9 protein-coding genes and 1 pseudogene are annotated in these 13899 nt (G+C 68.4%); 2 read left to right on the forward strand and 8 right to left on the reverse strand.

Annotated elements, in window-relative coordinates; genetic code table 11:
• Positions 1-2: 2 nt before the first annotated feature.
• On the reverse strand, positions 3-944 hold the full coding sequence (locus IEY36_RS28075) for a class I mannose-6-phosphate isomerase (protein ID WP_188973236.1): 942 nt from the start codon (positions 942-944) through the stop codon (positions 3-5).
• A gap of 908 nt (positions 945-1852) precedes the next feature.
• Here IEY36_RS28075 and IEY36_RS28080 point away from each other — a divergent pair.
• Positions 1853-2203, forward strand: a pseudogene (locus IEY36_RS28080) (integrase core domain-containing protein); the annotation flags it as partial.
• A gap of 243 nt (positions 2204-2446) precedes the next feature.
• On the opposite strand, the gene IEY36_RS28085 reads toward IEY36_RS28080, so the two are convergent.
• From IEY36_RS28085 to katG, 5 genes are all read right to left on the reverse strand, one after another.
• A complete protein-coding gene (locus IEY36_RS28085) occupies positions 2447-3409 on the reverse strand; it encodes a lipid A deacylase LpxR family protein (protein WP_229681643.1) in 963 nt (320 codons plus the stop codon).
• A gap of 270 nt (positions 3410-3679) precedes the next feature.
• On the reverse strand, positions 3680-4960 hold the full coding sequence (locus IEY36_RS28090) for a bifunctional folylpolyglutamate synthase/dihydrofolate synthase (RefSeq protein ID WP_188973240.1): 1281 nt from the start codon (positions 4958-4960) through the stop codon (positions 3680-3682).
• 4 nt (positions 4961-4964) lie between these two features.
• On the reverse strand, positions 4965-5891 hold the full coding sequence (accD, locus tag IEY36_RS28095; RefSeq protein WP_188973242.1) for an acetyl-CoA carboxylase, carboxyltransferase subunit beta: 927 nt from the start codon (positions 5889-5891) through the stop codon (positions 4965-4967).
• Positions 5892-5983: 92 nt separating this feature from the next.
• The gene (locus IEY36_RS28100) at positions 5984-6448 is read right to left on the reverse strand and encodes a helix-turn-helix domain-containing protein (RefSeq protein ID WP_188973244.1); all 465 of its coding nucleotides are present in this window, start codon (positions 6446-6448) and stop codon (positions 5984-5986) included.
• Positions 6449-6650: 202 nt separating this feature from the next.
• The gene (gene katG, locus IEY36_RS28105) at positions 6651-8861 is read right to left on the reverse strand and encodes a catalase/peroxidase HPI (protein ID WP_188973246.1); all 2211 of its coding nucleotides are present in this window, start codon (positions 8859-8861) and stop codon (positions 6651-6653) included.
• Between the two features lie 311 nt (positions 8862-9172).
• Between katG and IEY36_RS28110 the strand changes: the two genes are divergently transcribed.
• A complete protein-coding gene (locus IEY36_RS28110; RefSeq protein WP_188973248.1) occupies positions 9173-10066 on the forward strand; it encodes a LysR substrate-binding domain-containing protein in 894 nt (297 codons plus the stop codon).
• 388 nt (positions 10067-10454) lie between these two features.
• Here the strand turns inward: IEY36_RS28110 and IEY36_RS28115 are convergent, their stop codons facing one another.
• A complete protein-coding gene (locus tag IEY36_RS28115; protein WP_188973250.1) occupies positions 10455-11876 on the reverse strand; it encodes an amidase in 1422 nt (473 codons plus the stop codon).
• Between the two features lie 171 nt (positions 11877-12047).
• Complete coding sequence (locus tag IEY36_RS28120; protein WP_188973252.1) at positions 12048-13232, reverse strand: NADH:flavin oxidoreductase/NADH oxidase; 1185 nt, start codon at positions 13230-13232, stop codon at positions 12048-12050.
• Positions 13233-13899: the final 667 nt, after the last annotated feature.

A 13899-nucleotide genomic window follows, 5' to 3' on the forward strand; every position in this document is an offset into this window, starting at 1 on the left:
GCTCAGCTCATCGCGAGGCATGGGCTTGGGCCGAGGCCACTATGGAGTACCGCGACTGCCGCGCCGGCGATGCCGACGGGGTCGCCCATCGCCGGAACGAGCACGGCGGAACCCCGCGCCAGGGCGCGGCCATCCACCGTGGCGCCGTCTGCGAGCGGCACGACGATATGCTCGCGACTCCCGTCCGATCGCAGCGTGAAGCCGTTTTCGGACTCAATTCGCTCCAGCACGAAGCGCGGCGCGACAGCCAGGATCTGTCGCGTAGCCATCGTCGCGGTGCCGATGACAACGCGGGAGCTGCGGAGATCGGCGACCGACAATGCCTCATCGATCTGCAACGGACGCGGCCGTCCGTAATCGAAAAGGCGGTAGGTCACATCGATCGGATCCTGCACCTCCAGCAGCACCAGGCCGGCGCCTATCGCGTGCACCGTGCCGGCTGGGACGAATAACGTCTCGCCGGTGCGCACTGCGTGCCGACGCATCAGCGAGAGCACAGTCCCATCTGCTGATGTCGCGCGAAGCATGCGTGCGGTAACTGGCTGGTGGAAACCGATCCAGACCTGGGCATCGGATGTCGCTTCCAGGACGTGCCAGGCCTCATCCTTGCCGGATGCGAGCACGCCTGACGCATGGGCCGCGACGTCCGTCGGGTGCACCTGCACCGATAGCGGCGCCGAGGTGAAGAGCAACTTGGCTAGCAAGGGCGGCGCGGTGCGAGCCGGCTGGTCGCGCGCCAGCAGGGCACCGAGAGTGCCGCCGGTCTCGACCTCGCAGTTCACGTCGGTCAGCCATGCTTCCCCGATCGGTCCGTGGACACCGATGCGAGAAACGCTGACCCAGCCCCCCAGATCTCTACGGCCCCAGATCCTTTCGGCAAGTCGTGGTGCGATCCACACTGGCGTTTGCCTCATTAGACCCGGCTCCCTTTGGGTGTGGACCAATATGGTGGGTAGCCGGCTGCATGTTCGGCCGGCAACGCGTCATTAGAAGCCCGTGGGCGGATATGCGGCTGAAGCAGTGTGTCGGGCATTCTGAGCCTCCGAGCCTGCACGCGGGAAGGCGCCGGGTGGTGACTGAGGATCCCGGCCTTCAGTGGGGCCAGGACACGACCGCAGCAGCCGAAGCCAGCGTGCGGCTCATCGGCTAGCCTTGGCTAGTGGATCGGCTCTGCTGCGAGGGAATCAAGGGATATGACGCCGTCGCGTGTGCGATGCCGATGCGCGGTGTGCCGACGCCGAGCGGCGCTGCAGCATGGACCCACATCACAGTGGCGCGGCTACTTTCTAAGGCGAGTACCGTATCCGGCCGAGTTGGCACGCTGTTGGTCGGCAATCCAAGCACGAGGGGCGGACGCCTCGACCCGCCCCCTCGAAACTCCCGGATGTCCCGCCGACAATCAGAAGTTCATGCCGCCCATCCCCCCATGCCACCGCCAGGCGCGCGGCCAGCTGCAGCGGAACCCGAAATGAGGCCGTCGAGGCTCAGCCTGCCGTTCCAGCAGTGGCCGGAGGTCGACCGCCGCCTTTGGGAAACGCGGAAGGCAGCCTCGCCTAGTCTGTTCGGCCCCGACCGGCTCTCCCGACGGTTTCGGCCCGCGTCACCGGGCAAGACCCGCCGGGACTATTGCATGTGGCTTGGCTTCCTGTCGCGCCGCGGCGAGCTCGATCCCACAGCGCTGCCGGCAGCCCGCGCAGGCGCCCTTCAGTGGTTGCGTTCCGGTTTTCGCGCTGGCGCTGCTCCTCGACATAAGCGTCGAGCCGTGCCGGTGTCGCGGATTGCGTCGATCTCGGCACTGGCGATCGGAAGAATATCGTCAAGGAATTTGATCGCTGGGTGGTGCGCCTTCCTTGGGCCAAGCTACATCGTCGGCGAGCTCGCCGATTGGCTCGCCGGCAACGGCATCCGGCACACTCGCGGCGTGTCGTGCCACCCGCAGACCCAGGGCAAGATTAAGCGCTGGCACCAGATCCTGAAGAACCGCATTCCGCTCGAGAATCACTACCTGCCCGGCGTGCTCGAAGCCCAGGTCGCCGCTTTCGTCGAGCACTACAACCACCGCCGCGCCCACGAGAGCCTGCAGAACCTCACTCCGGCCGATGTCTACTTCGGCCGCGGCACCGTCATCCTGCGCGAGCGGGACCGCATCAAGCGTCAGACCATCCAACGCCGCCGCTTGCTGCACCAACAGCAGGCCGCGTAACCTTCAACCAAGGTGAGCCAGACACTCCAATCCTGAGCACGCTCCACCGTCTCAAATCATCCGACGACGGACACCGGGCATCGAATTCGTCGCGCATCTCATGACCGTGCTCAAGGCCGGCGGGACGTTTCCGAACGAGCACGACGCCACCGCTGGACGTCTCGTCGATGCGATGTCCTCGTGTGCGGATAACGAAGATATGGGGGGAGTTCTCTCCCCCGTTCTTGCTTCTTTCGCCTTGCGTCAAAACCTGACCGACATGTTCAGCGACCCGAACTGCTGCATTCCGCCGCGCTGCCCGTAGAATTCCTCGGTCCGCCAGACCTGCGTGTAGGAGAAGCGCACCCCCTGCCACATCACCGCGATGCCTGCCTGCAGATCCGCCACCAGCGGCCGGCTGTCGACGCTGCGGCTTTCCGACCAGGTGTTGCCGTCGAGCAGGACGTCGCGTGCCACCGCGCGCCCTTCGGCGCCGCCGAAGATGTACCAGCCGAAGCTGTCGCCCTGCGGCTGGAAGAAGGCGCTGCCGGCGAGTGCGGGGCGGATGCGGGGCGGGCCGAAATCGGCGTCGAGGTTGCGCCCAACCCGCAACAGCGCGCCGCCGGCGACATAGGTGGCGAGATTGCCGATGCTGACCGTCGCGGAGGGCAACAGTTCGAGCCCGAGATGCTCGTCCCCGGCAAGGCGCACCCGCCATTTGCGGTCGAGGATCAGTGCCACCACCGGCTCATCGTTGAGCTGATAGTCCCAACCATTCGACGGCTCCACGCCGATCGCCGCGTGGAAGCTGTTCTGGACGAACTTGCCGCCGGCCGACGGCCCGACCATGCCCGCCTGCAATTCGAGTACCGACAGCGAGGTGTCGGTCACCCGCGACAGGGACAGCGCCCCATAGAGCAGCCCGGCATAGGGCCGGTCATTCGGGTCGGGGTTGGTTGCCTGGGTATCGGTGGGGGTGAAGATGGATTGGCCGAGGGCGAGGCCCCAGCGCAGCCGGCCCGGCCCCTGGATGAAGTCGAGTTGGCGGTCGAGCCAGGCAAGCGGTGCCGGCAGGTCGGCCGAGGGCGACCGCCAGGTCAGCAGCAGCCCGTTGGTGTAGTTCCGGTCGGTGCCGTTGAGCGTGTCGTTCTCGACCGAAAAGCCGAGGGTGCCGGCCATGTCGGGCGGCGGGGCGGCGGTCTGGGCGGCGAGCGGTGACGCCATCATCGAGGCGACCGCGCCTACCCATAGAGCCTTGCTTTGTATCATGCGGCTACCTCTGCCTGGGGGACATGCCCCTTCGTCATGCGCAGAACGCCTGACGGCTCCAAGGGTTGTCACGGAGCAGCATGATGCCGGGGGCATGCCGGCCAAAACACGGCCAAGTCGCGTCACGGGAGCGGCACGCCGCCAGGCCCCGGTGTCGGCAATCGAACGACGGTGCGGGACCGCGAGGGGCCCCGCCAGGGGTGTTCGAGCGCCGCCGCCCGATCCCCGTCAGGCCGGCGATCCGGCCTCCGCCTTCAAGACTTCGCCGGCCAGATAGAGGCTGCCGCACACCAGCACCCGCCCCGGCCGCTCCTCCCGGGCGATCCGCGCCAGGGCCGCCGCCACCGTCGGCCCCGGCCGTGCCACGCCACCGCTGGCGGCGATGATCTCGTCCACGCTCATCGCCAGATGCTGGCCGGGTTCCGCCACCGCGGTCAGCGTCGTCGCGAAGGGGATCAGCGGCCGCAGGAACTCCCCGCTCGCCTTGCCCTTCTTCATTCCGACGACGATGTGCAGCGGCCGGTCGGCCCAGGATGGCAGATGGGCGGCGAGTGCGATGCCCGCCCCGGCATTGTGCCCGCCATCGAGCCACAGCTCGAAACCCGGCGGCAGGGAGCGCGCCAGCTCACCGTCCAGCCGCTGCAGCCGCGCCGGCCATTCGGCGGAAGCGACCCCGCGCGCGATGGCCCCATCGGTCAACCACGCCGGGCTCCAGGCGCGCAGCGCGGCGATGGCGATGCCGGCATTCTCCGCCTGGTGCGGCCCGGGCAGGGCGGTCGGTGGCAGGGCGACCTCGCCCCGCGCATCGGCATAAAGCAGCCCGCCCGGCACCGGATCGCAGCGCCAGTCCCGCCCGCGTTCCAGCAACGGCGCACCGCGTTCGGCTGCGATGCGTTCGATCACCGCGCGCGCCTCAGGCGCCTGGAACCCTGTCGCACAGGGCACGCCCGGCTTGATGATGCCGGCCTTCTCGGTGGCGATGCCTGCCAGCGTATCGCCGAGGAAATCCATGTGGTCCATCGACACCGAGGTGATCGCCGTCGCCGCCGGCCTGGCCACCACATTGGTCGCGTCGTAGAGCCCGCCGAGGCCCACTTCCAACACCAGCACATCGGCCGGCACGCGGCTGAACAGCAACAACGCCGCGGCGGTGGTGATCTCGAACACGGTGATCGGCAGGCCGGCATTGGCCGCCTCGACCTCCTCCAGCGCCGCGCTCAGCACCTCATCCGTCACCAGCGTGCCGGCCAGCCGCACCCGTTCGTGGAAATGCACCAGATGCGGGGAGGTATAGACATGCGCGCGCATCCCCGCCGCCTCGGTGATGGCGCGCAGCATCGCGCAGGTCGAGCCCTTGCCATTGGTGCCCGCCACATGAACCACCGGCGGCAGCCTGCGCTCGGGGTGGTCCAGCGCGGCCAGAGCGCGCTCCAGACGGTCGAGGCTGAGGTCGATCAGCTTGGGATGCAACGCATGCAGGCGCTCAACGATCGCCTCGGCACGGGACATGCGCTCAGGCCTGGGCGGAGGCGGTGGGCTCCTCGGGCGGCGGCAGGGCGAGTTGTTCCTCCGCCTCCCTCGCCAGCCCGGATTCGATCAGCGGCATGCGCAGCAACCCGATGACGCGGGCGAGCGTGGCGCGCATCTCGCCGCGCTTGACCACCATGTCGAGAATGCCGTGCTCCAGCAGGTATTCGGCGCGCTGGAAGCCATCGGGCAGCTTCTCGCGCACCGTCTGTTCGATCACGCGCGCACCGGCGAAGCCGATCATGGCGCCCGGTTCGGCGATCTGGATGTCGCCCAGCATGGCGAAGGAGGCGGTGACACCCCCCGTGGTCGGGTCGCACATCACCACGATGAAGGGCAGGCCGGCTTCCTTGACCAGCCGCGTGGCGATGACGGTGCGCGGCATCTGCATCAGCGACACCGCGCCTTCTTGCATGCGCGCCCCGCCCGAGGCGGTGAAGATGATCAGCGGGCTGTCCTGCAACACGGCGAGCTTGGCGGCGGTGACGATCGCCTCGCCCACCCCCGCGCCCATCGACCCGGCCATGAAGGCGAATTCGAAGGCGGCGACGACGGCGCGCTGCCCCTCGATCATGCCATGGGCGACGGCGACGGCGTCATCCATCGCGGATTTCACCTGCGCTTCCTTCAGCCGGTCAGAATACCGCCGCTGGTCACGGAAGCGCAGCGGGTCGGCCGGCGCCTTGGGCAGTTCGATCCGGGAGAAGCCGGCATCCAACGTGCATTCCAACCGGCGCACGGCGGAAATGCGCATGTGGTGGCCGCAATGCGGGCAGACATTCAGCGCGGCATCGAGGTCGCGGCGGAAGATCATCTGCTCGCAGGCGGGGCATTTGTGCCAGAGATTCTCCGGCACATCCCGCTTGAAGAGGCCCGAGATCTTCGGCAGGGCCCAGTCTGAAATCCAGTTCATCGCATTCCCTCGAACGGCAAGGCCGCGCGGGAGGGGAGTAGGGGGTGCGAGGGGGCGGGCGCAAGGGGTGGGGCGCGAACCACGCCCCCCTCTCACCCGATCCGTCGCGGCCGCCCTCGCCTGGTCGGCCCTTCGGGCGCCTTCTCCGGCGCCCGAGTGCGCAGCAGCACCTCGACCCGCCCGGGCTGTTCCGCGATCGCCCGCGCCACGATCGCCGACAGCGTCTCCGGCGAGACATCGAGGTCCACCATCATCGCCGTCGCCTCGTCCAGCATGTGGGAATGCGGGCGGAGGATGGTGTCGTACAGCGCCGCGCCGCCGGTCGTCGGCACCCGCCCCAGCAGCCCATGCGCCACCATGGTGTCGAGCATCGCCGCCAGTTCCGTCCGCCCAATCGCGAGGCCGCTCTCCACCGCCAGGCGCTGCGCCTCGGCAGCGTCGAAATGGGTTTCCTCGGCGGTGCGCAGCAGGCTGAGGAGGCGCGGCAGGGGACCGTCGGCGGCGAGGCCGGCCCGGCGCACTTCCTCCCGCGTCGCGTCATCCGCGGTGCTGGCCATGGCGATCCTCCCTGTGGGGTCTGGTGCCCCTTGTTCATCGTCGCCAGGAAGGTTGGAGGGGCGTCGCCCCTCCAAACCACCCCACCAAAGGGCCGGGCCCTTTGGAATGCCACCAAGGGCGCCGCCCCCCAAGGCCGGCGCCCATTCGCAGAAAAAGGGCGGGGGTTCGGGGGAGGTTCCCCTCCCCCGACCTTACCTTCCCTCAGCGCAGATCGAACCGATCCGCGTTCATCACCTTCACCCAGGCCGCGACGAAGTCCTTCACGAACTTCGGCCCATTGTCGGCCTGCGCATACACCTCCGACAGCGCGCGGAGCTGCGAGTTCGACCCGAACACCAGGTCGACGCGCGTCCCCGTCCACTTCACCGTCCCGGAGGCGCGGTCGCGGCCTTCAAAGGCTTCCGCCGTCTCGTCCGTCGGCGTCCAGCTGGTGCCCATGTCGAGCAGGTTGACGAAGAAGTCGTTCGTCAGCGTGCCCGGACGGCTCGTCAGCACGCCATGCGGCGACCCACCATGGTTCGCCCCCAGCACCCGCAGCCCGCCGACCAGCACGGTCATCTCCGGCGCCGTCAGCGTCAGCAACTGCGCGCGGTCGACCAGCTGTTCCTCAGCCGAGACGACGTAGCGCGCGCGGCGGTAGTTGCGGAACCCATCCGCCTCGGGCTCCAGCGGCTCGAAGGAATGCGCGTCGGTCTGTTCCTGCGTCGCATCCGTACGGCCCGGCACGAAGGGCACTGTCACATCGTGCCCGGCCGCCTTGGCCGCCAGCTCAATCGCCGCCGAGCCACCCAGCACGATCAGGTCGGCCAGAGACACCTTCTTGCCGCCGGCAGCCTGCGCGTTGAACGCCGCCTGCACCGCTTCGAGCTTGCCGAGAACCTCGGCAAGCTTGGCAGGCTCATTCGCCTCCCAATCCTTCTGCGGCGCGAGACGGATGCGCGCGCCATTCGCCCCGCCGCGACGGTCCGACCCACGGAAGGTCGAGGCCGAGGCCCAGGCGGTAGACACCAGCTGCGCGATGGACAGGCCGGAGGCGAGGAGCTGCGCCTTCAGTGCCGCGACATCCGCCGCATCGATCAGCGGATGCGTCGCCGCCGGCACCGGGTCCTGCCAGATCAGGTTCTCGGCCGGCACGAGCGGGCCGAGGTAACGCACCTTTGGCCCCATGTCGCGATGCGTCAGCTTGAACCAGGCGCGGGCGAAGGCGTCGGCGAACTGGTCGGGGTTCTTGTGGAAGCGCTCGGAAATCTTGCGGTATTCCGGGTCCATCTTCATCGCCATATCCGCCGTCGTCATCATCGGCGGGTGGCGCTTGGACGGGTCATGCGCGTCGGGCACCAGCGTCTGCGCCGCCGGGTCCTTTGGCTTCCATTGATGCGCGCCGGCCGGGCTCTTGGTCAGTTCCCAGTCGAAGCCGAGCAGCATGTCGAAGTAGCTGACATCCCACGTCGTCGGCGTCGGCGTCCACGCACCCTCGATGCCGCTGGTGATGGCATCGACGCCCTTGCCGGACTTGTAGCTGCTGATCCAGCCCAGGCCCATCTGCTCCAGCGGCCCGGCTTCCGGCTCGCGTCCGACCAGCGTTGCATCGCCCGCGCCATGACACTTGCCGAAGGTGTGCCCGCCGGCGGTCAGCGCGACGGTCTCCTCATCGTTCATCGCCATGCGCGCGAAGGTCTCGCGGATGTCGCGGCCCGAGGCGACCGGGTCCGGGTTGCCGTTCGGCCCCTCCGGATTGACGTAGATGAGGCCCATCTGCACCGCGGCGAGCGGGTTCTCGAGCTGCCGGTCACCGCTGTAGCGCTTGTCGCCCAGCCAGGTGTCCTCCGCACCCCAATAGATGTCCTCCTCCGGCTCCCAGATGTCGGCGCGGCCGAAGCCGAAGCCGAAGGGCTTCAGCCCCATCGATTCCATCGCGCAGGTGCCGGCGAAGACGAGCAGGTCGGCCCAGGAGACTGCGTTGCCGTATTTCTGCTTGATCGGCCACAGCAGGCGGCGCGCCTTGTCGAGATTGGCGTTGTCCGGCCAGGAATTCTCCGGCGCGAAACGCTGCGCGCCGGTCGAGGCGCCGCCGCGGCCATCCGCCGTGCGATAGGTCCCCGCCGCATGCCAGGACATGCGGATGAAGAACGGCCCGTAATGCCCGTAATCGGCTGGCCACCAATCCTGGCTGACCGTCATCAGGGCGATGACATCCTTCTTCAGCGCCTCGACATCGACGCCCTTGAAGGCCTCGGCATAGTCGAAGCCCTGGCCCAGCGGATTGGACTTGGCCGATTGCTGGCTGAGGATGCGCAGGTTGAGCTGGTTCGGCCACCAGTCGCGGTTCGAGCGCGTGGTGAACCGGGCCGCCGTCGGCTTGCCATGCATGAACGGGCATTTGCCCGCAGCGGCGTCATTATTTCCGTCCATTCGTCTCTCCGTTCGTGACTGGGGGGAACACACTGTCCCGCGGAGACGGACGATGGGGGACGATCCGGCCATGCATCGCCTGGCGTTCGGTCATGCGTCTCCCTCCTCCCGCGGTTGGTGTTGGGGGCAGCCTAGGCGGCCGGCCAATGATTACGGAAGTCACAAGTTCCAAAGGTTCCGATAGACATTGCCAATGGTCGAGGAATGCCGTGGGATGGCGGCGCCTGCGTTGCGCGGGCGCAGGATCCTGCTGCGCCGCAACATTGCCGGGGATGATGCTGCCTTGCAGCAATGCCGAAGATGATGTGTCGATGAACCTTCGAGACCTCCGCTACATGCTCGCCGTCGCCGAGCACCGCCATTTCGGCCGCGCCGCCGAGGCCTGCCGCGTCAGCCAGCCCACCCTCTCGGTGCAGCTGCGCAAGCTGGAGGAAGAACTCGGCACCGTGCTCTTCGAACGCAGCAGCAAGCAGGTGGTCCCCACCCCGATCTGCGAACTGTTGCTCGCCCATGCCCGCGTCGCGGTCGCCGAGACGGATGCCATGGCCGCCCTGGCGCGCGCCGCGATGGACCCGCTGCGTGGCAGCATGCGCATCGGCATCATCCCCACCCTCGGCCCCTATCTGCTGCCGCTGGTGTTCGGCCCACTGCGCGAGGCACTGCCCGGCCTCGAACTCGAACCCTGGGAAGACGTGACGACCGTCCTGCTGGAACGGCTGCGCGCGCATGAACTCGACGCCGCCATCCTCGCCACCGAACCGGACGGCGCGGACATCGTCACCGAACCGCTGTTCACCGAACCCTTCATCGCCGCCCTGCCGCCCGACCATGCCTTGTGCGGCCGCGCCCGCGTCAGCGAGGAGGAACTCGCCCCCGACGTGCTGGTGCTGGCCGACGGCCATTGCCTGCGCGACCAGGCGCTGGCCGCCTGCGGCCTGGCCGGGCCGCGCGGCGGCTCGCTGCGGGCCTCCTCCCTGGCGACGCTGATCAACATGGTCGCGGCCGGCTACGGCACGACGCTGATCCCCGGCCTCGCCGCCGGCGCCGCACAGGATGCCGGCATTACTCTGGTGCCGCTGCGTCGCGGCGTGTCGCGCACCGTGCGTATCGCCCGTCGGGCGGCCTTCCCGCGCCGGGCGGCGGTGGAGGCTGTCGCCGGAGTGATCGCGGAACGGCTGAAGCGGTACTCGGCGACGGCCGGGTAGGGTAGCCGGCGCCGCATGTCTGATCCGCGGCAGGAGTGGAACCGAGAGGGGCTCTGCCCCTCCCGGACCCTCCCCGCCAAAGGCCTAAGGGCCTCTGGACACCTGGAACTGGCGCGGGGCCAGACGGTCTTGCCAAGCACGAGAAGCCGCGCTGGGCGCAGTGCCCGGGAGGCTGATTGGCAAAGGGCAACGCGAGCGTCACGCGTCGGCGAAAACCTCGCTTTGCCCAACACTAGGTATCGGTTTCCAAAGGCCTCTGGCCGAGGAGCTCCCATTGGCGTTGCTTCTCAACGTCAATGGGTCCCCGTGGTGGGGTGAGGTCCGGCGAGGGGCAAAGCCCCTTTCCCGTTCCACCCTTCGCACGACCGAACAGACCCGCCCGCCTCAATCAGCCCATCCGCGCCCAAAGCTGCTTCGACAGCGTGCCCAACCGATCCTCGATGGCGACCATCGCGTCCACCACCAGGTCCTCGCGCCAGCGCTGCCCGAGGATCTGCACCCCGATCGGCTTCGGCCCTTCCGGGAAGTCGCCGAGCCCCGCCGGCACAGTCCCCGCCGGCAGGCCGAGATAGTTGCCGAGCGTCGACCAATGCCCCTGGCCGATGCTCTCGCGCAGCCCTTCCGCCCCTTCCGCGTCGCGGCCCGGCGCATAGAAGGGCACCGGCAGGAAGGGGGAGAGGAACAGCGGGTATTCCGCCATCAGCACCGACCACTGCCGCGCGTAGAAAGTCCGCCGGGCGAGCATCTCCAGCATGGGCTTCATCTCAACCGTCGGGGTGCGGCGGTAGTTCTGCTCGAACACGCTGACGATGGCCGGCGAGCCGTATTTCGCGATGTCCTCGGCCATCAGGTGATAGCTCTCGGTCATCAGCGCCTGACGGCCCTCGAAGGCGATCTCGCGCAGCGACGGCGGCGTGATCTCCTCCACCGCATAGCCGGCATCGGCCAGGGCATCGCGCGCGGCGAGCAGCGCCTTCTCCACCTCGGAGTGCAACGGGAGGTCCGGCGCCTCGCGGCTGAAGCCGACCTTCATCGGCCCGGCGAGCGCCGGCCCGCGCCAGGGCAGCGGCACATGGAACGGATCGCGCGGATCGGCGCCAATCATCGCCGGCATGGCGAGGTGCAGGTCCCGCGCCGCGCGCGCCAGCAGCCCCTGGGCCGACATCTGCTGCGCCAATATGCCGCGCTCCGCGGTCTGCGAGGGGTTGTAGACCGCCACGCGCCCGACCCCCGGCTTGACCGTGACCACGCCATTGCCGGCGGCAGGGAAGCGCAGCGACCCGCCAATGTCGTTGCCATGCCCCAACGCGCCGATGCCCGCCGCCACCGCCGCGCCCGCCCCACCCGACGAGCCACCCGGGCTGACGTGGCGCCCCCACGGATTCCACGTCCTGCCGAACAGCGGGTTATCGGTGTCGCAGCGGCGGGAGAATTCCGGAACATTGGTCCGCCCGATCACCACGGCGCCGGCATCCAGCAGGTTCTTCACCAGCGGCGCATCACCCGGCGCGACCAGGTCCTTGAAGGCGACGACGCCGTTCGAGCTCGCCTCGCCCTTCTGGTCGATGTTGATCTTGATGGTGATCGGCACCCCATGCAGCGGGCCCTTCGGACCCTGGGCGGCGTCGAGCGCCCTGGCGCGTTCCAGGGCCGAGTCCGACAAATCGGTGACCACGGCGTTGAGCGCGGGATTGACCGCATGCATCCGTTCGACCGAGGCGCGGACGGCCTCGACCGCGCTGACCTCACCGGACTGGATCAGGGCGCTGAGGTCGGTGGCGGCGTATTGCCAGAGCGGCGTGGATGTCACGGATCGAAAATCCTTGCTGCGGTGGAATCAATGAGGTTGGTGGCCGGTCTCGTGTCAGGAACCGTTGGGGAATGCGCCGCGCGGCGCGTCCCGACGCCCGCACCCGGCCACCCAACGACTGTCTGCGGGATGGGTCGCAGGGGATGGACGTACGGGCCGGAGCCTGGCTTCTCAAACGGGTTCCGAGGCCTTCAGCGCGTCCCGATAGGTGCTCGGCACCATCGTCTTGACTTGCCGCGCGCGCTTCTCCAGCCAATAGGCGCTGGCCGGCGGCACCAGCGCGAAGCGCGGATCGACGCCAAGCTTCTGTGCCGCATCCATCGGCCAGTTCGGATTGTACAGAAGCTCCCGCGCCAGCGCGATCAGGTCGGCCTCGCCCTTCTGCAGGATGCCCTCCGCCTGGTCGGCATGGACGATCAGCCCGACCGCCATCGACAGGATGCCGGCCTCGCGCCGCAGCCTTTCGGCATAGGGTACCTGGTAGCCATAGCCGATCGGCCCGGCACTGGTGACCGGCGCGCCCGACATCCCGCCCGAGGAGCAGTCGATCACGTCGATGCCCTTCGGCTTGACCAGCTTGGCCAGCTCGACACTCTCCGCCGGCCCCCAGCCCACATCATCCTCGACCGACAGGCGCAGGAACAGCGGCTTCTCCTCGGGCCAGTGGCGGCGGACCTCCTCCACCACTTCGGTGCAGAAGCGCATCCGGCCCATGGCATCGCCGCCATACTCGTCGTTGCGCTGGTTGGAAAAGGGCGAGAGGAACTGGTGGATCAGGTAGCCATGCGCGCCATGGATCTCCAGCACCTCGAAGCCGGCCTCCTGCGCGCGGCGCGCGGCCTGGCCCCAACGCAGAACGAGGTCCTTCACCTCCGTGCGCGACAGGGCGCGCGGCAGCGGGTCGCTTTCCGGCGACCGCGCCGCCGAGGGCGCGACCAAATCCCACGCGTCCCACGCGTCGGCCCCCAGCGCCTCGACCACCGCCTCGCGGGTGAGCGGCGCCCCGCCCTCCCACGGCCGGAAGCGCCGCGCCTTGCGGCCGGAATGCCCGATCTGGATGCCCGCCACGCAATCCTGCGCCCGGATGAAGTCGACGATGCGCTTGAGCCCAGGGATGAAGGCATCGTCCCACAGGCCGAGATCGCCCATCGTGCCGCAGCCGCGCTGCTCGACCTTGGTGCTTTCCACCATCATCAGCCCCGCACCGCCGGCGGCGTAGCGCCCCGCATTCATCAAATGCCAGTCGGTGGCGAAGCCGCGTGACGCCGCATATTGGTGCATCGGCGCAACCACGACGCGGTTCTTCAGGGTCACGCCCCTGATCTGCATCGGCGCGAACAACAATGGGCCGGCCATTCTGCGTTCCTTCCCCTCGGAGCCGCCATGCTACAGCGCCGGGCGGGAGTGAGAAGGCGACAGAGCTCGAGCCTGTGTGGAAGCGCGTATGCCAGTCGCGCTGCTGCCTGGCCTGGGGGACCGGAGAGGGCTTTGCCCCCTCCGAACCTCCCCCACCAAAGGCCCGAGGCCTTTGGAAACCTATACTTGGTGTCGGGCAGTGGGCGGCTTTCGCCGAAGCGGAATGCGTACCCTGCACGGTGCCAAGCAGTCCCCGGGCATGCTGCCCGGCGCGACTGTCCCGTCTCGATAAGACCATCGTGCTCAACGCCAATTCGAGGTGTCCAGAGGCCCTTAGAGACCGTTTGAAAATGCGCCAAGGGGGCGCATCTTGAGGTCCGGCACCGGCCCGCACCCCCACCCTGCCACCCACGTCAGTATCCTGGAATGAGTGGTCGGGTGGGGGTGCGGGCCGGTGCCGGACTTTTCAAACGGTCTCTTAGGCCTTTGGCAGGGTGAGGTTTGGAGAGGGGCAGGGCGCCTCTCCAAGGCCCCAGGCGCCGTGGCTTCGCACCTTTGGGACGCTGCTCCTCCAATGTCCTCCGTAAGAGCCCATCCGGAAAGAAGTTGAGTCGATTGAATCGGCTGTGATTCGCTGTGTCCGTGGACGATTCGCGGGGGCAGACGG

This window comes from Neoroseomonas lacus (genome assembly GCF_014644535.1).
Lineage (GTDB): Bacteria > Pseudomonadota > Alphaproteobacteria > Acetobacterales > Acetobacteraceae > Neoroseomonas > Neoroseomonas lacus.

What these genes read in the sequence shown, in the direction of transcription:
- IEY36_RS28100 (WP_188973244.1), bottom strand. Translation starts at nt 6,448, where the DNA reads ATGGCCAGCACCGCGGATGACGCGACGCGGGAGGAAGTGCGCCGGGCC.
- IEY36_RS28120 (WP_188973252.1), bottom strand. Translation starts at nt 13,232, where the DNA reads ATGGCCGGCCCATTGTTGTTCGCGCCGATGCAGATCAGGGGCGTGACC.
- IEY36_RS28090 (WP_188973240.1), bottom strand. Translation starts at nt 4,960, where the DNA reads ATGTCCCGTGCCGAGGCGATCGTTGAGCGCCTGCATGCGTTGCATCCC.
- katG (WP_188973246.1), bottom strand. Translation starts at nt 8,861, where the DNA reads ATGGACGGAAATAATGACGCCGCTGCGGGCAAATGCCCGTTCATGCAT.
- accD (WP_188973242.1), bottom strand. Translation starts at nt 5,891, where the DNA reads ATGAACTGGATTTCAGACTGGGCCCTGCCGAAGATCTCGGGCCTCTTC.
- IEY36_RS28085 (WP_229681643.1), bottom strand. Translation starts at nt 3,409, where the DNA reads ATGATGGCGTCACCGCTCGCCGCCCAGACCGCCGCCCCGCCGCCCGAC.
- IEY36_RS28110 (WP_188973248.1), top strand. Translation starts at nt 9,173, where the DNA reads ATGAACCTTCGAGACCTCCGCTACATGCTCGCCGTCGCCGAGCACCGC.